The organism is Neobacillus terrae, from assembly GCF_011393025.1.
In the GTDB taxonomy this organism is placed as follows: domain Bacteria; phylum Bacillota; class Bacilli; order Bacillales; family Cytobacillaceae; genus Neobacillus_A; species Neobacillus_A terrae.
This window is the reverse complement of record NZ_JAAOEO010000003.1, coordinates 182403-201330: the sequence shown is the minus strand read 5'-3', so window position 1 is coordinate 201330 and position 18928 is coordinate 182403. Positions and strand designations below refer to the sequence as shown.

At 43.5% G+C, this 18928-nt stretch carries 18 protein-coding genes; all 18 read left to right on the top strand.

Annotated elements, in window-relative coordinates:
* Window positions 1-24 precede the first annotated feature (24 nt).
* The 18 genes from atpA to murA all read left to right on the top strand — a co-directional run bounded on the left by atpA (window position 25) and on the right by murA (window position 18848).
* Window positions 25-1533 carry a F0F1 ATP synthase subunit alpha gene (gene atpA, locus G8761_RS05575; RefSeq protein ID WP_166024490.1) on the top strand — a complete coding sequence of 503 codons (1509 nt, stop codon included), beginning with the start codon at window positions 25-27 and terminating at the stop codon, window positions 1531-1533.
* Between the two features lie 164 nt (window positions 1534-1697).
* A complete protein-coding gene (gene atpG, locus G8761_RS05570; protein ID WP_166024488.1) occupies window positions 1698-2555 on the top strand; it encodes an ATP synthase F1 subunit gamma in 858 nt (285 codons plus the stop codon).
* An 80-nt stretch (window positions 2556-2635) separates the two neighbouring features.
* Window positions 2636-4057 (top strand): F0F1 ATP synthase subunit beta, encoded by a 1422-nt coding sequence (gene atpD, locus G8761_RS05565; RefSeq protein ID WP_166024867.1) that lies wholly within the window; start codon window positions 2636-2638, stop codon window positions 4055-4057.
* Between the two features lie 21 nt (window positions 4058-4078).
* On the top strand, window positions 4079-4486 hold the full coding sequence (locus tag G8761_RS05560; RefSeq protein ID WP_166024486.1) for a F0F1 ATP synthase subunit epsilon: 408 nt from the start codon (window positions 4079-4081) through the stop codon (window positions 4484-4486).
* 897 nt (window positions 4487-5383) lie between these two features.
* Window positions 5384-5758, top strand: a complete 375-nt coding sequence (locus G8761_RS05555; RefSeq protein ID WP_166024484.1) for an NADH-quinone oxidoreductase subunit A — start codon at window positions 5384-5386, stop codon at window positions 5756-5758.
* Complete coding sequence (locus tag G8761_RS05550; RefSeq protein WP_027323459.1) at window positions 5749-6261, top strand: NuoB/complex I 20 kDa subunit family protein; 513 nt, start codon at window positions 5749-5751, stop codon at window positions 6259-6261. The genes G8761_RS05555 and G8761_RS05550 overlap by 10 nt, the downstream gene beginning before the upstream one ends.
* A 3-nt stretch (window positions 6262-6264) precedes the next feature.
* Window positions 6265-7497 carry an NADH-quinone oxidoreductase subunit C gene (locus G8761_RS05545; protein WP_166024482.1) on the top strand — a complete coding sequence of 411 codons (1233 nt, stop codon included), beginning with the start codon at window positions 6265-6267 and terminating at the stop codon, window positions 7495-7497.
* Window positions 7498-7500: 3 nt separating this feature from the next.
* Window positions 7501-8601 (top strand): NADH-quinone oxidoreductase subunit D, encoded by a 1101-nt coding sequence (locus G8761_RS05540; protein ID WP_166024480.1) that lies wholly within the window; start codon window positions 7501-7503, stop codon window positions 8599-8601.
* Entirely contained in the window at window positions 8601-9608 is a 1008-nt protein-coding gene (gene nuoH, locus G8761_RS05535) for an NADH-quinone oxidoreductase subunit NuoH (RefSeq protein WP_166024478.1), read from the top strand. The genes G8761_RS05540 and nuoH overlap by 1 nt, the downstream gene beginning before the upstream one ends.
* A 47-nt stretch (window positions 9609-9655) precedes the next feature.
* Window positions 9656-10075, top strand: a complete 420-nt coding sequence (nuoI, locus tag G8761_RS05530; RefSeq protein WP_027323455.1) for an NADH-quinone oxidoreductase subunit NuoI — start codon at window positions 9656-9658, stop codon at window positions 10073-10075.
* The gene (locus G8761_RS05525) at window positions 10072-10584 is read left to right on the top strand and encodes an NADH-quinone oxidoreductase subunit J (RefSeq protein ID WP_166024476.1); all 513 of its coding nucleotides are present in this window, start codon (window positions 10072-10074) and stop codon (window positions 10582-10584) included. The genes nuoI and G8761_RS05525 overlap by 4 nt, the downstream gene beginning before the upstream one ends.
* Before the next feature lie 3 nt (window positions 10585-10587).
* Entirely contained in the window at window positions 10588-10902 is a 315-nt protein-coding gene (gene nuoK, locus G8761_RS05520) for an NADH-quinone oxidoreductase subunit NuoK (protein WP_027323453.1), read from the top strand.
* A gap of 260 nt (window positions 10903-11162) precedes the next feature.
* Window positions 11163-13031, top strand: a complete 1869-nt coding sequence (gene nuoL / locus G8761_RS05515) for an NADH-quinone oxidoreductase subunit L (RefSeq protein WP_166024474.1) — start codon at window positions 11163-11165, stop codon at window positions 13029-13031.
* Window positions 13028-14524, top strand: a complete 1497-nt coding sequence (locus G8761_RS05510; RefSeq protein WP_166024472.1) for an NADH-quinone oxidoreductase subunit M — start codon at window positions 13028-13030, stop codon at window positions 14522-14524. The genes nuoL and G8761_RS05510 overlap by 4 nt, the downstream gene beginning before the upstream one ends.
* A 6-nt stretch (window positions 14525-14530) precedes the next feature.
* Complete coding sequence (nuoN, locus tag G8761_RS05505) at window positions 14531-16045, top strand: NADH-quinone oxidoreductase subunit NuoN (protein ID WP_166024470.1); 1515 nt, start codon at window positions 14531-14533, stop codon at window positions 16043-16045.
* 190 nt (window positions 16046-16235) lie between these two features.
* On the top strand, window positions 16236-16481 hold the full coding sequence (locus G8761_RS05500; protein ID WP_243449901.1) for a DUF1146 family protein: 246 nt from the start codon (window positions 16236-16238) through the stop codon (window positions 16479-16481).
* 268 nt (window positions 16482-16749) lie between these two features.
* Window positions 16750-17505: a YwmB family TATA-box binding protein gene (locus G8761_RS05495; protein WP_166024466.1), complete on the top strand. Its 756-nt coding sequence runs from the start codon at window positions 16750-16752 to the stop codon at window positions 17503-17505.
* Window positions 17506-17537: 32 nt separating this feature from the next.
* Window positions 17538-18848 (top strand): UDP-N-acetylglucosamine 1-carboxyvinyltransferase, encoded by a 1311-nt coding sequence (murA, locus tag G8761_RS05490; RefSeq protein ID WP_166024463.1) that lies wholly within the window; start codon window positions 17538-17540, stop codon window positions 18846-18848.
* The last annotated feature ends 80 nt before the right edge of the window (window positions 18849-18928 follow it).

Below are 18928 nucleotides of genomic sequence, written 5' to 3'. Positions count from 1 at the left end.
GATTCGAAGATAGGGGTGAAACTCATGAGCATCAAAGCTGAAGAAATTAGTGCGCTGATAAAACAGCAAATCGTAAACTATCAGTCGGAAATTCAAGTGAGTGATGTAGGTACTGTTATCCAGATCGGTGACGGTATCGCTCGTGCTCATGGCCTCGACAATGTCATGGCTGGAGAACTTGTTGAATTTTCAAACGGCGTTATGGGTATGGCACAAAACCTTGAAGAAAACAACGTCGGTATCATCATTCTTGGACCATATACAGAGATTCGCGAAGGTGACGAAGTTCGCCGTACAGGACGCATCATGGAAGTTCCTGTTGGTGAAGAACTAATCGGACGCGTAGTTAACCCATTAGGGCAGCCAATCGATGGCGCAGGTCCAATCAATACTACTAAAACTCGTCCTATTGAAGCTGTAGCTCCAGGTGTAATGGATCGTAAATCCGTTCACGAGCCACTTCAAACAGGTATCAAAGCGATTGACGCTCTTGTTCCAATCGGACGCGGACAGCGTGAGTTAATCATCGGTGACCGTCAGACTGGTAAAACATCTGTAGCAATCGATACAATCCTTAACCAAAAAGGCCAAGACATGGTATGTATCTATGTTGCAATCGGCCAAAAAGAGTCTACTGTACGTAATGCGGTAGAAACTCTTCGTAAGTACGGTGCATTGGATTACACTATTGTTGTATCTGCATCTGCTTCCCAGCCTGCTCCATTATTATTCCTTGCTCCTTATGCAGGTGTAACAATGGGTGAAGAATTCATGTACAATGGCAAGCATGTTCTTGTAGTATATGATGACCTTTCAAAGCAAGCTTCAGCATATCGTGAACTTTCCTTGCTGCTTCGCCGTCCTCCAGGCCGTGAAGCTTATCCAGGGGATGTATTCTACCTGCACAGCCGTTTATTAGAGCGTGCTGCAAAATTGAGCGACGCTAAAGGCGCTGGTTCAATCACAGCATTGCCATTTATTGAAACACAAGCTGGGGACGTTTCTGCGTATATCCCAACAAACGTTATTTCCATCACTGATGGCCAAATCTTCTTGCAGTCTGACCTTTTCTTCTCCGGTGTACGTCCGGCGATCAACGCTGGTCTTTCTGTATCACGTGTAGGTGGATCTGCGCAAATTAAAGCGATGAAAAAGGTATCAGGTACACTGCGTCTTGACCTTGCATCTTTCCGTGAACTAGAAGCATTTGCTCAGTTTGGATCTGACCTTGATAAAGCAACTCAAGCTAAACTTGCTCGTGGAGCGCGTACAGTTGAAGTACTTAAACAGGACCTTCACAAGCCGCTTTCTGTTCAGAAGCAAGTAGCAATCCTTTATGCATTAACACGCGGATTCCTTGATGATATTCCAGTTCAGGATATCCAGCGTTTTGAATCTGAATTCCATTCCTGGTTAGACCACAACCGCAAAGAATTGTTAGACCATATCGCAACTACGAAGGAACTTCCTTCCGATGATGATATGTCTACTGCAATCAACGACTTCAAAAAGACGTTTGCAGTTTCCGAATAGAAAAGCGGAAGCGCCTTGCTAAGACCCGACAAGCGCTGGAGTGCCTGTAGGTGAAGTCCTGACTTCATCGGAAGGACCGAAGCGACCTCGAGGGTCTAGGCGCTGTAGCTAGACATTGATATGACTAGTCTGATGACAAACTTTGAAAAGGGTGGTGAGAACCTGTGGCATCATTACGCGATATAAAATCCAAGATCACATCGACAAAAAAGACGAGCCAGATTACGAAAGCGATGGAGATGGTTTCTGCAGCTAAATGGAATCGTGGAGTAATGAATGCGAAAGCATTTGTTCCTTACATGGAAAAAATCCAGGAAGTTACAGCAGCAATCGCAATGGGCAGCAAAGGGATTGCCCATCCTATGCTTCAATCCCGTCAAGTCAAAAAAACCGGCTATTTAGTGATCACGTCTGACCGCGGACTAGCTGGGGCTTACAATAGTAACGTCCTTCGCCGTGTCTTCCAGACAATACAAGAACGCCATAAATCGAATGATGAATTTGCGATTATCGCAATCGGAAGAGTTGGCCGTGACTTTTTTTCCAAGCGCGGAATGAACGTTGTACAAGAAATTATCGGCGTTTCGGATCAGCCTTCTTTCAATGACATCAAGGAAATAGCCAGCAACACTGTTGGTATGTTTGCTGATGGAACATTCGATGAATTGTATATGTACTATACACACTATAGCAGCGCTATCACACAAGATGTAACGGAGAAGAAGCTTCTTCCTTTCTCGGATATTTCAACAACTAAGAAACTTACTTCTTATGAGTTTGAACCGTCTGCAGAAGAAATCTTGGAAGTTCTCCTTCCTCAATATGCAGAAAGCCTTATTTATGGAGCTTTGCTTGACAGTAAGGCAAGTGAACACGCTGCACGTATGACCGCAATGAAGAATGCAACGGATAACGCTAAGGAATTAATCAATTCCTACAGCTTAATTTATAACCGTGCTCGTCAGGCGGCAATTACACAGGAAATTACCGAAATTGTAGGCGGAGCAGCCGCCTTAGAATAGTATTTTTTTGAAAGGACAGGGTAATGAATCCATTTCCCTGCTCCTTCATGCTTCAAAAGAGTACGTTAGGAGGGAAAATGATGAACAAAGGACGCGTTCTTCAGGTTATGGGTCCGGTTGTTGACGTGAAATTCGAAAGCGGACAGCTTCCTGAGATCTATAACGCTTTAACAATCAGCACGCAAGCGGGTAGTGAGTCAGGAGTCGACATCAATTTAACTCTTGAAGTAGCCCTTCATTTAGGTGATGATACAGTTCGTACCATTGCGATGGCTTCAACTGACGGTTTAACACGTGGCTTGGAAGTGCTTGACACTGGTGCCCCAATTTCTGTACCGGTTGGTGACGTAACTCTAGGCCGTGTATTCAATGTATTGGGTCAAACAATTGACCTTGATGCACCTATCGAGGCTGGTGCTCGCCGTGATTCTATTCACCGTGAAGCTCCATCATTCGAACAGCTTTCTACTGAGGTAGAAATTCTTGAAACTGGAATTAAAGTAGTAGACCTTCTTGCTCCATATATTAAAGGTGGTAAAATTGGTCTATTCGGTGGTGCCGGTGTAGGTAAAACCGTTTTAATCCAGGAATTGATCAATAACATCGCTCAAGAGCACAGCGGTATCTCCGTATTCGCAGGTGTAGGTGAGCGTACTCGTGAAGGTAACGACCTTTATCATGAAATGACTGATTCAGGCGTTATCCGTCAAACAGCAATGGTATTCGGACAAATGAACGAGCCTCCAGGTGCGCGTATGCGTGTTGCTCTGACAGGTTTGACAATGGCTGAATATTTCCGTGATGAGCAAGGACAGGACGTTCTTTTCTTCATGGATAACATCTTCCGTTTCACACAAGCAGGTTCTGAGGTTTCCGCCCTTTTAGGCCGTATGCCTTCTGCTGTTGGTTACCAGCCAACACTTGCTACTGAAATGGGTAAATTACAGGAGCGTATCACATCTACTAACGTAGGTTCTGTTACTTCCATCCAGGCGATTTATGTACCAGCCGATGACTATACGGATCCGGCTCCTGCTACAACATTCGCTCACTTGGATGCAACGACTAATCTTGAGCGTAAGCTTTCTGAAATGGGTATCTACCCTGCGGTGGATCCACTTGCTTCGACTTCTCGTGCATTGTCACCTGAAATTGTTGGCGAAGAGCACTATTCAGTAGCCCGCCAGGTACAGCAAACTTTACAGCGTTACAGAGAATTACAGGATATCATTGCGATCCTCGGTATGGACGAACTTTCTGATGATGATAAGTTAGTTGTACACCGTGCTCGCCGTGTTCAGTTCTTCCTTTCTCAAAACTTCCACGTTGCTGAACAGTTCACTGGCCAGCCTGGATCATATGTACCTGTTAAGGAAACTGTTAAAGGATTTAAAGAAATTCTTGAAGGTAAGTATGATCACCTTCCAGAAGATGCTTTCCGTCTTGTTGGACGTATTGAAGATGTGGTTGAAGCCGGCAAACGCATGGGTGTAGAGGCTTAAAACCTGCCAGGAGGGTAAAAAATGAAGACGATGAAAGTCAGTGTTGTTACTCCCGATGGCTCGGTGTATGAATCAGATGTAGAAATGGTCATTGCCAAAGCTCAAAGTGGTGAGCTTGGTATTTTGCCAGGACACATTGCTATGGTTGCACCTCTGCAGATCAGTGCTGTCCGCCTGAAAAAGGGTGGAAAAGATGAAGATTTAATCGCAGTCAGCGGTGGTCTTTTAGAAGTCCGTCCAGAGCAGGTAACAATTTTAGCTCAGGCAGCCGAGCTGTCTACTGAAATTGATATTGACCGTGCAATCCGTGCTAAAGAGCGTGCGGAGCAGCGTCTGCATGCACAGCGCCAGGACGAGGTCGACTTCAGACGTGCCGAAATGGCTTTGCAGCGTGCCATCAACCGTCTTTCTGTTACAGGAAGAGGATAATAAAAATAATAATATGAGCGAAGGTCCTTAAAGGACCTTCGCTTTTTTTTATGGGAGAAAGAGAAAAGTCCTCGAGATTCTGTTCCAAGGACAAATCTTTGTATGAGAGGAATAGAAATGTCCCCGAGAAGGTGTTTCAAGGACAAATCTTTGTATAAGAGGAAGAGAAGTGTCCTCGAGAAGGTGTTTCAAGGATAAATCTCTGTATGAAGGTAAGAGGAATGTCCTCGTGAGGCTGCTTCAAGAAACGAGGCGGGATAAAACTAGTTGGTACAGCGATCTAACAGGTTGTAGCCTGATTTTATATAAATATTTAAGGAAGTTTAAACTTGAAAAATATCATTATTACATAGCCTGTCAGAAGCTTGACTTTTTAGCTAATCAGGTTTTATATCTATAAATTCTGAACGCATAAACAGCAAAACTAGGGCATACGCCAAAAGGACTTGGCGTATGCTAGTTTTACTAATATATAGACGAATATTCGCGGTGGCCTGTCCTCTTATTTTTTCCAATAGAAGGAAAATGGAATATTCATCATCCTCTTTCACTAAGATAGTAAGGCGAGCCCTGTGCAATTGAAAAATAGATTGGAAAGTTCATAGCCAAATGAAAAAATTTTAACAATGTTGACAAACCTCACTGACAAGGTCAATTGTTTGTAATTAAATGGGAGTAAGGAAGTATGCATTCCGAATTACTCATACCTTATTCGAAAGGGATTACCTACCGGTTGTTCACTGATTTAAAACAGGTGTTAAACCTAGGAAAACAGCGCTAAAAAAGCTTTCGAATGTGTCAGAGGGCTTGTCGACACACCCATAATACAATGGTATAATGAATTCGGTTACATGTTTCATTAATATGAAAATTTACAACATTGGAGGAGGGATAGACATGGAACTTCTTAATGTATATCAGAATAGTTATCTGATAGTTTTTGTGTTTCTGTGTCTTGGGGTATTGCTGCCGGTGGTGGCATTATTTTTGGGTAAGCTTTTACGTCCGCACAAACCAAGTGACGAGAAGTATACCACATATGAAAGCGGTATTGATCCTTTTCACGATTCCCGTGTACAGTTCAATGTCCGTTATTATATTTTTGCCTTGATGTTCGTTATTTTTGATGTAGAAACAGTGTTTTTATATCCATGGGCTGTGGCCTATAATAAACTGGGCATTTTTGCGTTAATAGAGATGTTGATTTTCGTATTAATGCTAGTCCTAGGACTTGCATACGCATGGAAAAAGAAGGTGCTAAAATGGACTTAAAATTGGATGGTATCTCTCCTCAGGAAATGGAAGAACTTCAAAGAAGTGTATTTGTAACAACGCTGGAGCAAATTAAGGCATGGGCAAGGAGTAATTCCATTTACCCGCTGACATTTGGTCTGGCTTGTTGTGCGATTGAAATGATGGGTGTAGGATCATCCCACTACGACTTGGACCGCTTTGGTTCATTTTTCAGGACCTCTCCCCGCCAGTCTGACTGCATGATCGTTTCCGGTACTGTAACAAAAAAAATGGCTCCTATTCTGCGTCGTTTATATGACCAAATGCCAGAACCAAAATGGGTAATTGCCATGGGTTCATGTGCAACCGCAGGAGGTCCTTATGTAAAATCATACTCGGTGGTAAAAGGGGTCGACCAAATCGTACCAGTCGATGTATATATTCCGGGCTGCCCTCCAAACCCAGCTGCTTTAATATACGGAATTAACAAGTTAAGGGAAAAGATTCGTTATGAAGCGAAGACTGGGAAGAAGGTGATCTAACCTATGAGCGAAAAGGATCTGGACCAATTAAAGAAGGAAGCGGCTGAAAAGGCAAAAGCTGCAGCCCTCGCAAAAAGACAGGCGAAACTCACAGGTGAATCCGCGCCGCAGCAAGATTCAAAACCGGCAGATAAACCTGAAGTAAAAGCACCAGCAAACGATGATGACGACCTTGCTAAAAGGAAGGCCGCCGCAGCAGCGAAAGCGAAAGCAGCTGCACTAGCCAAAAGGGCAAGGGAGCAAGGCGAAGCCGCTCCACCAGTGGAGGCACCAGCAGCCGATGCCGGCGATGATGATCTTGCTAAAAAGAAAGCCGCCGCCGCAGCGAAGGCAAAAGCCGCTGCACTTGCAAAAAAAGCAAGAGAACAGGGCGAAGAGGCTCCACCGGTTGAAGCAGGCGGAGATGATGATCTTGCTAAAAGGAAAGCCGCAGCAGCAGCAAAGGCGAAAGCAGCGGCACTTGCAAAAATGAAGGCACAGGAAGCTGGCGGTTCAGCAGCAGCAGATGGTGATGATGCAAAAGCAAAAGCAGTGGCAGCCGCAAAAGCAAAGGCTGCAGCAGCAGCGAAGGCAAAAGCCGCCGCTCTAGCCAAGCAAGGCGGAAGTGATGCTCCAGCAGGCGGAGATGATGAAAAGGCTAAAGCTATTGCAGCAGCCAAAGCAAAAGCAGCCGCGGCAGCAAAAGCTAAGGCCGCAGCAGCAGGCAAGGCAGGCGCAGAGGAAGCACCGGCAGCACCGGCAGCACCGGCAGCTCCTTCACCAAATCAGCCATATCTTGATAAGTATGTAAAAGTAATCGAAGAGAACCTAGGTCCGGACGTTTTAGAAGATTACTATATTAATAAACTTTCAAAGGATGTTCCTACCCTTGTTGTAAAACGTGATACATATTTTAAACTAGCTCAGTTTTTGAAATATAATGAGCGCCTAGGGTTTGATTATCTATCTGAACTTCACGGAACCGACTTTGAAACCCATATGGAAGTATATGTACATTTATTCTCATATAAAAATCGTCAGTCTGTTGCCCTAAAAGTAAAGATTGACCGTGAGAAGCCATCAATCGACTCACTGCAGCCGGTCTGGGCGGGGGCAAACTGGCCAGAATGTGAAGCATATGATTTGCTGGGTATCCAGTTTACCGGGCATCCAAATCTGCACAGAATCCTGCTTGGCGAAGATTGGGTTGGCCATCCACTGCGTAAAGATTATGAGCAGTATGATGTGGAGGTGTAACCAATGTTACGGACAGAAGAAATGCTATTAAATGTTGGACCGCAGCACCCTAGTACACACGGGGTTTTCCGGCTTGTAATAAAAATTGACGGTGAAATTATCAAAGAAGCAAAGCCAGTCATTGGGTATTTGCACCGGGGAACTGAAAAGCTGGCGGAAAATCTGCAATATACACAAATCATTCCTTATACAGACAGACTTGATTACCTTTCGGCTATGACAAACAATTACGTGCTCTGCCATGCAGTTGAAACGATGATGGGAACTCAAATTCCAGAGCGTGCTGAATATCTGCGGGTACTTGCTATGGAATTGGGGCGAGTCGCAAGCCATCTTGTCTGGTGGGGAACCTTTTTGCTGGATATTGGTGCAGTCAGCCCATTCCTGTATGCATTCCGTGAACGTGAAATGATTATCAATATGCTGAATGAATTATCTGGTGCGCGCCTGACCTTTAACTATATGAGAGTAGGCGGAGTTAAATGGGATGCTCCGGAAGGCTGGATTGAGAAAGTAAGAGACTTTGTCCCTTATATGCGCGAACAGCTTGAAGGATATCATTACCTTGTTTCAGGAAATGAAATCTTTATAAATCGTGTTAAAGGGGTCGGAAGGTATACAAAGGAAGATGCCTTGAATTACTCCCTTAGCGGTGTTAACCTACGATCAACAGGAGTGAAATGGGATCTTCGAAAAGATGAACCATATTCAATCTATAACCGATTCAACTTTGATGTTCCTGTTCATGATGGCGGGGACGCATGGGCACGTTACCAATTACGTCTTGCTGAAATTGAAGAGTCACTGAAAATAATTGAGCAGGCTGTTGAACAATTCCCTGCCGAAGGTGAAATTCTGGCTAAGGTTCCAAAAATCATCAAGGCGCCAAAAGGTGAAGCATTTGTAAGGATAGAGTCCCCACGAGGTGAAATCGGCTGCTATATAGCAAGTGACGGCAAAAAAGAGCCTTACCGACTGAAATTCAGGAGGCCTTCTTTCTACAATCTTCAAATTCTCCCTAAACTTTTAAAGGGTGAAAATATTGCAAACCTTATTGCTATTTTAGGGGCAATTGACATTGTCCTTGGGGAGGTTGACGGCTAATGATTGAAGATTTACTCCAATCAAACCCCGGATGGGCCAACTTCGGAATCTTTTTCCTTCTCGGAGCCGTCCTGCTGCTGGTTGTATTGGGATTTGTTACTTACGGAATTCTTGCTGAACGGAAAGTTATGGGTTACATGCAGCTCCGCCACGGACCTAACCAGGTCGGAGGCCGCTGGGGACTTTTACAAACGGTTGCTGACGTTCTGAAGCTTTTATTAAAAGAAGATATCATTCCAAAGCTTGCCGACAGGCCGCTGTTTATTCTTGCTCCAGTGATTGCGTTTGCACCATCTTTTATGGTACTGGCAACCATTCCGTTTACTGACAAATTTCAATTTGCCGACATCGGCATCGGCCTTCTGTATTATATTGCTGTATCTGGTCTGACAACGATAGGAGTTGTTGCCGGGGGATGGGCATCAAACAATAAATATGCCCTGCTCGGCGGTATGCGTGCAGCAGCACAGATGATTTCATATGAAATCCCGTTAGTAATGTCTGTTTTAGGTATTATCCTATTATCAGGCAGTTTAAACCTAAATGATATTGTCGAGGCTCAAAAGCATGGCTGGTATATCCTTCTTCAGCCGGTTGCATTTATCATCTTCATGATTGCATCTGTTGCAGAATTAAACCGTACGCCATTCGACCTTCCTGAGGCTGAAAATGAACTGGTTGCCGGCTATCACGTTGAGTATTCAGGCTTCCGCTGGGCATTTTTTATGCTCGCTGAATATGTATACTTGTTCGCGATGTCTGCACTTATCACGGTCATATTCCTTGGAGGGTGGCTGCCGCCGCTTTCGATTTTAGGATTTATTCCTGGTGCAGTCTGGTTTTCGTTGAAATTTACATTAGTTCTATTTATTTATATTTGGTTCCGGGTAGCTTTCCCGCGTTTCCGGGCTGATAAACTCATGGAGTTTGGATGGAAAGTGCTATTGCCGATTGCTTTAGCAAACATCTTCCTAACTGCTTTGATTAAAACATTATTTTTCTCATAAAAGGCATTGCCTGAAAAAACTCATCTTTTACAAAGGGGTGAAAATACATGCTGGGATTGGCAAAAGGCTTGAAATATACCCTTAAACAATTAACAAGGGAAAAAGTCACCTACGATTATCCGAATAAACCTCTACCGCTGCCTGACAGATTCCGTGGAATTCAAAAGTTCTATCCGGAAAAGTGCATCGTCTGCAATCAGTGCATGAATATTTGTCCAACGGAGTGTATTGATTTGGTCGGTAAAAAACATCCCGATCCAACCAAAAAGGGCAAAATTATCGATACGTATGATATCAATTTTGAAATTTGTATTCTTTGCGACCTATGTACAGAGGTTTGCCCAACTGAGGCCATCATCATGACCAATAATTTTGAGCTGGCAGAATACAGCAGAGACCGGTTATTCAAAAACCTTGAATGGCTGGATGAAAATGACGAAAACGTACGGAGTGTGAATAAGCCATGACGTTTTCAGGTGAATTTATTGCATTTATGCTACTAGCTTTAGCTGCAGTCATTGGCGGCGTGCTTTTACTGAATCTTACGAATGTGGTTCATATGATTATTGCATTGGTATTTACCTTTGTAAGCATCGCTGGCATCTACATTCTGCTCTCAGCAGAATTCATTGCTGGTGCACAGATTCTGATTTACTCAGGTGCGATTACCATTATCATGCTTTTCGGCATCATGCTGACAAAGCATAACGATACAAGCGAAGGTAAACCCAGTCTCTGGAGGAGGCTGTTCCTGCTGTTGGGTGTTCTGGGATTTGCTTTTGCCGTGTACATCGGAATCTATAATCTTGATCTTGCACCGCAGACAAACCATCTGCATGAAAACAACACTTTGCAAATCGGTAAGGCCTTGTATTCCAAGCATATCATCCCTTTTGAGCTAACATCTGTGTTATTGCTTGTTGCCCTTGTCGGTTCTATTATTCTTGCAAAAAAAGACGAGAAGGGGGGCGAATAAGGAATGAGTTCAATTCCTGCCTCAGCTTTTCTGGCGCTTGCCCTAATTCTTTTTTGCATCGGTTTATACGGAGCTCTGTCAAAAAGAAATACGGTTATTGTTCTGATATCTATAGAGCTAATGCTTAATGCAGTGAATATTAATCTGGTAACCTTCAGCAAATACGGAATCAAGCCTTCAATTACTGGCCAAATCTTTGCGCTTTTCGCCATTACCGTGGCCGCAGCGGAAGCAGCAGTAGGGCTTGCAATCCTAATTGCCCTTTACCGCAACCGTAAAACAGTAAATATTGATGAAATGGATACAATGAAACATTAACTTGAAAATCTGCAATTCTTATAAAATTGGCGGCTAAGCTGCCGAAAGTTTTACACCTGTTGCCACGCGGAAAATATTCGCCTGGCTAAGAATACCCGGCGGCTGCCGAGCCTAAAGCGGCGGCAGAACCGCAGAGGCACTTACTACGCTCAAAACGGCACACCCTGTGCCCTTCGCCTGACTAGGACGTTATGTCCGTCGAGCGTTCAGTGTTTATCATGAGATAAACTTTGATGAGCGAAAAAAAGGGGATAGTGATAATGATGGAAACTGCATGGATCATACCGCTTTTCCCGCTATTATCGTTTTTGATCCTTCTTCTATTTGGCAGACGGCTGAAAGAGGCCAGCGCATTCGTAGGTATCCTGCTTACACTTGCATCTCTGGTCTATTCAATCCTTGTTTTATTCGAGCGTTTCACAGCGCCGACATACAAGAGCGAAGCTGCATGGCTTAATATAGGAGATCTTCATTTAACGGCGGGCTTTGAAGTAAATCAATTAAATGCTTTGATGCTGGTTATCGTATCGCTTGTCAGCTGTCTGGTACATACATACTCTAAAGGTTATATGCACGGCGATGAGCGTATTCCAGTATTTTATGCATATCTTGGGCTGTTTACATTTGCCATGCAAGGGCTGGTTTTATCACCCAACCTGCTGCAAACGTACATCTTCTGGGAATTAGTCGGTGTGGGTTCCTTCCTGCTGATCGGATTCTATTTTTACAAGGAAGAAGCAAAGGCTGCAGCCAAAAAAGCATTTATTATGACAAGGATCGGAGACGTGGGTCTCCTGATCGGTATGATTCTATTATTCTGGCAAACAAACAGCTTTGAATATGATGAAATTTTTAAAGCGGTAAGAGAAGGAGCCATATCGCAAGGCTGGATTACACTTACAGCACTTCTTATATTTGTAGGAGCAGTCGGTAAATCCGGTCAGTTCCCACTTCATACATGGCTTCCTGATGCGATGGAAGGTCCGACACCAGTATCTGCATTGATCCACGCAGCCACAATGGTAGCGGCAGGTGTATATCTGGTAGCGGCGCTCTTCCCTCTGTTTGCAGCCAGCAAAACTGCCCTGCTGACGATTGCCATCATTGGAGCATTCACAGCTATTTTTGCAGCCAGCATTGGCCTTGTACAAACAGATATTAAGAGAGTACTTGCCTACTCAACCGTCAGCCAGCTCGGATACATGATGCTTGCACTAGGCTCTGCAGGTTATGTTGCAGGCGTGTTCCACTTGATGACACACGCATTCTTCAAAGCTTTGCTGTTCCTGGCAGCAGGAAGTGTGATCCATGCTGTTCATACACAAAACATTGAAGAGATGGGCGGACTATGGAAAAAGCTTCGTCTGACAGGCCCATTATTCCTGATTGGAACCCTGGCCATCAGCGGTGTTCCGCTGCTTTCCGGATTCTTCAGTAAGGATGAAATACTAGCAGCAGCCTGGGAGGGCGGACATCCTATATTGTTCCTGCTCGCGGTGATTGCAGCATTCTTTACTGCATTTTATATGTTCAGATTGTTCTTCATGGTCTTTACAGGTGAAGCACGCAGTGAAATGAAACATGTTCATGAATCTCCTGGCGTGATGACACTCCCGATGATCGTTCTTGGCGTTCTTGCCGTTATTTCTGGTTATGTAAATACACCTTGGTTCGGAACCTTCCTTGGGGATTGGCTCACAAAAGGCAATGATTCACTTGGACACAGCCATGTCGAAGGACCAGGCTGGATTATGATTGTAGCAACATTAGTATCTCTTGCAGGTATCTTCCTTGCCTGGCTCATTTACGGAAAGAAATCCTTGTCACGCGATTGGCTTTCCGGTAGAGGAGGAGCCTTGCATACCATTCTTTACAATAAATACTATATTGATGAGTTTTACCAGCTGACCATTGTTAGCCTGACAAAAGGCATGAGCTACTTCCTGCGTTTTATCGATTTATTCCTTGTTGAAGGTATTGTCAAAGGTGTAGCAGGCTTTGTACAAGGTCTCGGCAAAACGGGATCAAAGGTGCAGAACGGGCAGGTACAAACCTACGGTGCCATGGCATTCGTCGGACTTGCAGTTCTTGTGGTTATCTTTGCGCTGACTGGGGGTTACTTAAAATGAGTTTATCTTCTGTGCTGTCAATTCTGGTATTCTCCCCTTTACTCGGCGTTACAGTTCTGGCTTTTATGAAAAACACGCAGGAGAAAGCCATCAAAATTGTTGGACTTCTTGCAACACTCCCTGCACTTCTTCTAGCATTGGCTTGCTATTTTCATTATCAGGCCGGCAAGGACCTGGGAGACTTTTCAGTAAAAGCAAACTGGATCAACTTCGTTGGCGACAAAAAGTATTTCCATGTTGCTTATGAGCTTGGTTTAAATGGGCTTTCACTGATTATGGTTGTATTAACAGCAATCATTGCCACCTTGGCAGCAGTTGCTTCCATGCATATTAAAAAAGAGTGGAAAGGTTATTTCATGCTTTTCCTCCTGTTAGAAACAGGGATGCTTGGGGTCTTTACATCCTTAAATTTGATCCTGTTCTTTATTTTCTTTGAAGTAACGCTTGTTCCAATGTTCTTCCTAATCGGAAAATGGGGTTATTTTGAAAAAGAAAAGGCCGCCTTTAGCTTTTTAATCTATAACGGATTGGGCTCAGCCATTCTGCTGATTGTAATCATGGTCCTTTTTGCAAAAACAGGAACATCAAATATACATGATCTGCAGCAGATTGTTAACGCTGCAAAAAGTCCGCTTTCCGGCTCGGTAAAAATGGGGCTACTGATTGCTCTTTTAATAGCATTCGGTGTAAAGCTTCCAATATTTCCGTTGCATAGCTGGATGCTTCGAGTGCACGTTCAGGCACCGCCATCTATTGTTATGATTCACTCAGGTATTCTCTTGAAAATCGGTGCATTCGGTTTAATCCGTTTCGCTATGGGAATCTTTCCTGAACAATTTAAAGATGTAGCAGGCGTGCTCGCTTTTCTCGGAGTAATAAACCTACTATACGGGGCATTTCTTGCCTTTATCCAAAAGGACTTCAAAATGGTTCTTGCCTATTCGTCCATTTCCCATATGGGGATTGTTCTTATCGGAATTGGTGCATTAAATGCAACAGGTATTCAAGGAGCCATCTTCCAAGTCGTATCACACGGATTAATTTCCGCTTTGCTTTTCTTCCTGGTAGGGGTATTTTACGAGCGTACAGATACCTCGCTTATTGAAAACCTTGGCGGCCTTGCAAAGGGCATGCCGCTGGCCGCAGGGTTCCTGCTTGCCGGTGCAATGGCATCACTTGGCCTGCCAGGTATGTCCGGCTTTGTCAGTGAATTTATGGCATTCCTTGGCCTGTTCAAAGATATGCCAGTTCTTGCTGCAGTCGGAACGATCGGAATTATCATGACTGCCGCCTACCTGCTGCGTGCCGTACTAGGCATGACATTCGGCCAGGCACACCGGGAGTTTGCCGGGACCATGGATTTAAAAGGAGCAGAGTTTGTTCCTGTTCTTACACTAATGTTTTTAATCGTATTGATCGGCGTTTACCCAAGTGTTCTGAGTTCACCACTTAAGACAGCGCTAGAAACGATCATGCTTGGGTTGGGAGGGTGATGAAGGATGAGTCTTGAGACATTGCAATCATTTCAGTGGGGAATCATGGCACCAGAGTTCATCATCTTGGCTGTTGCAGCACTTCTTTCGTTATTGGATTTATTCATGCCCGACAAAATGGATCGGAAAGTATTCGGATATGTTGGTATAGCAGCGATTGTAGCAGCTATAGCAGCACTTGCGGGAATGATAGACCATCCTGTTGCTTCCATTTTGGATGATACATTCCGCCTCGATGCTTTTTCAAAAGTATTTAAATTTATCCTGCTTGGCGGTTCGGCACTTGTCCTCCTTTTGGCGGTCAGCTATGAACCAAAAGAAGGAATGGAAGAATCACGGGGAGAGTTTTACTACCTGTTTTTAACTGCTTTACTTGGCGCTATGATGATGGCCTCAAGCGGTGATTTAATTACCTTGTTTGTAGGACTTGAACTGTTGTCCATTTCTTCCTATATTCTTGCGGGAATCAAGAAACGCAATATTAAATCTAATGAATCTGCGATGAAATATGTCATAAACGGCGGAATTTCAACAGCTATCACATTGTTCGGAATGAGCTATGTATATGGCTTAACTGGCACGACTAATCTAAAGGGGATTGCCGGGCAGCTTGCTTCTCTGGGAAATCCACAATATGCGTACCTGCTTGGACTGGCATTCCTTATGATTTTCATCGGTCTCGCCTTTAAGCTTGCGGCAGCCCCGTTCCATATGTGGGCACCGGATGTTTACCAGGGAGCACCAACACCTGTCACAGCATTCCTTAGTGTGGTCTCAAAGTCAGCAGGCTTTATCCTAATAACGCGTGTACTGCTGTCCATTTTCGGAGTAACTCCGTCAAACGGACCAGGCTCGATACCAATTCTTCTGCATATGCAGGATTATATCTCCTTCATAGCAGGAGCAACGATGATTATTGGAAACGTCATTGCCTTAAGGCAAACGAATATCAAGCGGCTTTTTGCATATTCAAGCATAGCGCACGCAGGTTATATCCTCGTCGCGTTTGCTTCACTAAGCTTTGTCATGTTTGATGCCATCTGGTTTTACCTGCTTGCCTATCTTTTCATGAACCTTGGTGCCTTCGCGGTCATTCAGTTGGTTTCTGAAAAAGAAGGCTCCGAAGAGATCAGCCAGTTTGCCGGACTATATAAACGTTCACCATGGCTGGCAGCTGCAATGGGAATTTTAATTCTGTCCCTTGCTGGTTTTCCGGGTACGGCCGGCTTTATTGGAAAGGTGAATATCTTTATAGGAGCCTTTACAGGAGACAATCCTCATTACGTTTTGGCGTCCATTATGATTGCGACAACAGTAGTATCTTATTTCTACTATTTCGGGATACTGACTCAAATTTTCTTCCGACCTGCAGCAAAGGAAACCAAATTCAATATTCCAACGGGAATTTTGATTGTATTAACCATTTGCGTGGCAGCAACCGTTATTTTGGGTATTTTGCCAAATACAGCGCTGGACTTTATGCATAACCACACCAACCAGTTTACTGATTTCTTACAGTAGGCCTTAAGCTTCGGGGGAGGCAGAAAGTCTCACGGTAAATAAAGGGACAATTTCCAAGAGAAGAGAGCAAATTTGCTTTCTTCTCTTTATTTTTGAGTAAAAATAAATAATTCCAATTTTTAGGTGAAAACATTCGAGAAAAAGGGCTCAATATGGTAAGATGGAACTTGGTAAAAAAGGAGGTGCAAGCTTGGTCGATTTAGGACAGCAGGCATTATTAAGCATTATTTCACATTTAATTTTTATTGCTTTGTCCTGGTGGGCTCTTCAGGCAATTCATCTCGATAAATTACTTCGCGCCAATCATGTATTCCAGGCAAGAGTGCTGTATATATTATTGGCAATTATGATTGGATCATCGGTCAGCAACTTCTTCCTGGATTATCTGCAGTGGTCGAAACAGCTGCCGTACATTTTCCAATTGGTAAATATTTAGGTACTTTTGCGGGTTTCCAATTCCCATCTTTTTCTGTAAAATTTAAAGTTGTTATAAAAAATAGAGATTCGATATTGGAGCTTTGCAAAGCTTGTATTCTTACACTGAAGACATAGGGCATTTATGCTCAGCCTTTAACAAGATTCCTTGTTTGACAATAAGTGTCGAAGGTTGGCATACATAGGTAAAGTGTCAAAAAGTGACGATAATTCCCAAGTATGCTCCTTCCCCTAATGGCAACAATGTTACTAAGGGGGAGGAATTATAGATGAATAGGAAAATAAAAGTTTTTTTTATAATGTTTGCCATCATTGGTTTTATTATTTTACAAGTTGGGAATAGAACGACTGTAGCCAATGAGGGGCTTGACTTACTTAAATTGGCTTCCGTTTTGCAAAGCGAAAATATTTTACTCGACGAATGGTCTTTGAATGCAAGGGAACATTTGGTAAACCTGAAAACCCAAAAGGAGATACAGGCCTACACAGACGATTTTCGACAAAAGTTTCCGGATTGGAAGTGGTCCACCCCATCTTCATCCCGGCAAAAATGGGAGATCACCGCTGTTTCCCCAAGTCATCAAAATCGTAAAGAATCTCTTCAACTTATGGCAACCCTCACAAAACAAAAGGCAGATGCGTATATTATATATCGTACGACTGGAACTGCCTGGAATTCGTCAACTGAGTCTTTTTTCACAGGTGGAAAATTTGAAGATAGACTAAGCGACATATTTCGTGAAAAACCTGCAATTTTTTCTTGTATAAAGGGCGTTTACGGTGATAAGATGGTTAAGGCTTTACCTAATAAAGTAAAAAATGTCCTTTCAGCTTTTAACGCAAAAGAAGTAGAAGCGTTAAAGGAAGACTCATTTATGTCAGTAACTGGATTTTCGCCAATGTTTGCCAACTCCATTGATGGTAAAAATGGAAGTTTTAATTTACAAGTCGCTGTGCGGTCTGAAGGATTGGGCGCTAAGAATACGATTGTAATTGGCACACCAATCATAACGGTTGAATATTAATATAGAGAAATTGGACGCGGAGGGGAATACTCTTGGAAAAGATCATCGTCCGCGGCGGTCAAAGGTTAAATGGAACAGTTAAAGTTGAAGGTGCAAAAAACTCTGTTCTGCCTGTACTCGCTGCAACATTATTAGCAAGTGATGGAAAAAGTGTAATACATGATGTACCGACTCTCTCCGATGTATATACGATCAATGAAGTATTAAGGAACCTAAACGCAGAAGTGGTTTTTGAAAATAATACAGTAATTGTTGATGCATCCAGAGAGTTAAATGAAGAAGCGCCATTCGAATACGTTCGAAAAATGCGTGCTTCGGTACTTGTTATGGGATCATTATTGGCACGCAATGGGCGAGCTCGTGTTGCTTTGCCTGGCGGCTGTGCAATTGGATCCCGCCCGATTGATCAGCACCTTAAAGGCTTTGAAGCAATGGGTGCAAAAGTGAAGGTCGGCAATGGATTTATTGAAGCAGAGGTTGAGGGCCGCTTGAAGGGCGCCAAGATCTACCTAGACTTCCCAAGCGTAGGAGCTACTGAAAATATAATGATGGCTGCTGCCCTTGCTGAGGGTACAACAGTCATTGAAAACGTTGCAAAAGAACCTGAAATTGTTGATCTAGCCAACCTTTTGAATAAAATGGGAGGAAAGGTAAAAGGAGCCGGAACAGGCACACTTCGCATTGAAGGCGTAAAAGTATTATTCGGTACAGAACACGCAATTATTCCTGATCGTATTGAAGCTGGAACCTTCATGGTTGCAGCTGCGCTTACTCGCGGAAATGTGCTTGTGAAAGGTGCTGTGCCAGAACATCTTTCTTCTTTAATCGCAAAAATGCAGGAAATGGGTGTTATCATTCAGGAAGAAGCTGATGGTATCCGAGTAATTGGACCAGAAAAAATGAAGGCTGTTGATATTAAAACAATGCCTCATCCAGGCTTCCCAACTGATATGCAATCCCAAATGATGGCTTTACTGCTTCGTGCAGAAGGCACCAGCATGATTACAGAAACAGTTTTTGAAAATCGCTTTATGCATGTGGAAGAATTCCGCCGCATGAATGCTGATATTAAAATTGAGGGCCGTTCTGTTATATTAAATGGTATGAGCAACCTTCAAGGAGCAGAAGTAGCTGCAACGGATTTACGTGCAGCAGCTGCGTTGATTTTGACAGGTTTAGTTGCAGAAGGATATACACGTGTAACAGAGCTTAAGCATCTGGATCGTGGATATGTTGATTTCCATAAAAAACTTCATGCACTTGGTGCAGATGTTGAGCGCGTTAACGACGAGCAGGAAATCACTGTTGAAAACGAAAGCTTTATTGCTGACATGAACGCTTAGAATCAAATAGATGAAGAAGACCGAAGAACCTAGCTGTCAGATGTCTGACACTTTGGAGCTTCGGTTTTTTCTTTATTGGA

What these genes read in the sequence shown, in the direction of transcription:
- atpA (WP_166024490.1), top strand. Translation starts at nt 25, where the DNA reads ATGAGCATCAAAGCTGAAGAAATTAGTGCGCTGATAAAACAGCAAATC.
- atpD (WP_166024867.1), top strand. Translation starts at nt 2,636, where the DNA reads ATGAACAAAGGACGCGTTCTTCAGGTTATGGGTCCGGTTGTTGACGTG.
- G8761_RS05560 (WP_166024486.1), top strand. Translation starts at nt 4,079, where the DNA reads ATGAAGACGATGAAAGTCAGTGTTGTTACTCCCGATGGCTCGGTGTAT.
- G8761_RS05555 (WP_166024484.1), top strand. Translation starts at nt 5,384, where the DNA reads ATGGAACTTCTTAATGTATATCAGAATAGTTATCTGATAGTTTTTGTG.
- G8761_RS05550 (WP_027323459.1), top strand. Translation starts at nt 5,749, where the DNA reads ATGGACTTAAAATTGGATGGTATCTCTCCTCAGGAAATGGAAGAACTT.
- G8761_RS05545 (WP_166024482.1), top strand. Translation starts at nt 6,265, where the DNA reads ATGAGCGAAAAGGATCTGGACCAATTAAAGAAGGAAGCGGCTGAAAAG.
- G8761_RS05540 (WP_166024480.1), top strand. Translation starts at nt 7,501, where the DNA reads ATGTTACGGACAGAAGAAATGCTATTAAATGTTGGACCGCAGCACCCT.
- nuoH (WP_166024478.1), top strand. Translation starts at nt 8,601, where the DNA reads ATGATTGAAGATTTACTCCAATCAAACCCCGGATGGGCCAACTTCGGA.
- nuoI (WP_027323455.1), top strand. Translation starts at nt 9,656, where the DNA reads ATGCTGGGATTGGCAAAAGGCTTGAAATATACCCTTAAACAATTAACA.
- G8761_RS05525 (WP_166024476.1), top strand. Translation starts at nt 10,072, where the DNA reads ATGACGTTTTCAGGTGAATTTATTGCATTTATGCTACTAGCTTTAGCT.
- nuoK (WP_027323453.1), top strand. Translation starts at nt 10,588, where the DNA reads ATGAGTTCAATTCCTGCCTCAGCTTTTCTGGCGCTTGCCCTAATTCTT.
- nuoL (WP_166024474.1), top strand. Translation starts at nt 11,163, where the DNA reads ATGATGGAAACTGCATGGATCATACCGCTTTTCCCGCTATTATCGTTT.
- G8761_RS05510 (WP_166024472.1), top strand. Translation starts at nt 13,028, where the DNA reads ATGAGTTTATCTTCTGTGCTGTCAATTCTGGTATTCTCCCCTTTACTC.
- nuoN (WP_166024470.1), top strand. Translation starts at nt 14,531, where the DNA reads ATGAGTCTTGAGACATTGCAATCATTTCAGTGGGGAATCATGGCACCA.
- G8761_RS05495 (WP_166024466.1), top strand. Translation starts at nt 16,750, where the DNA reads ATGAATAGGAAAATAAAAGTTTTTTTTATAATGTTTGCCATCATTGGT.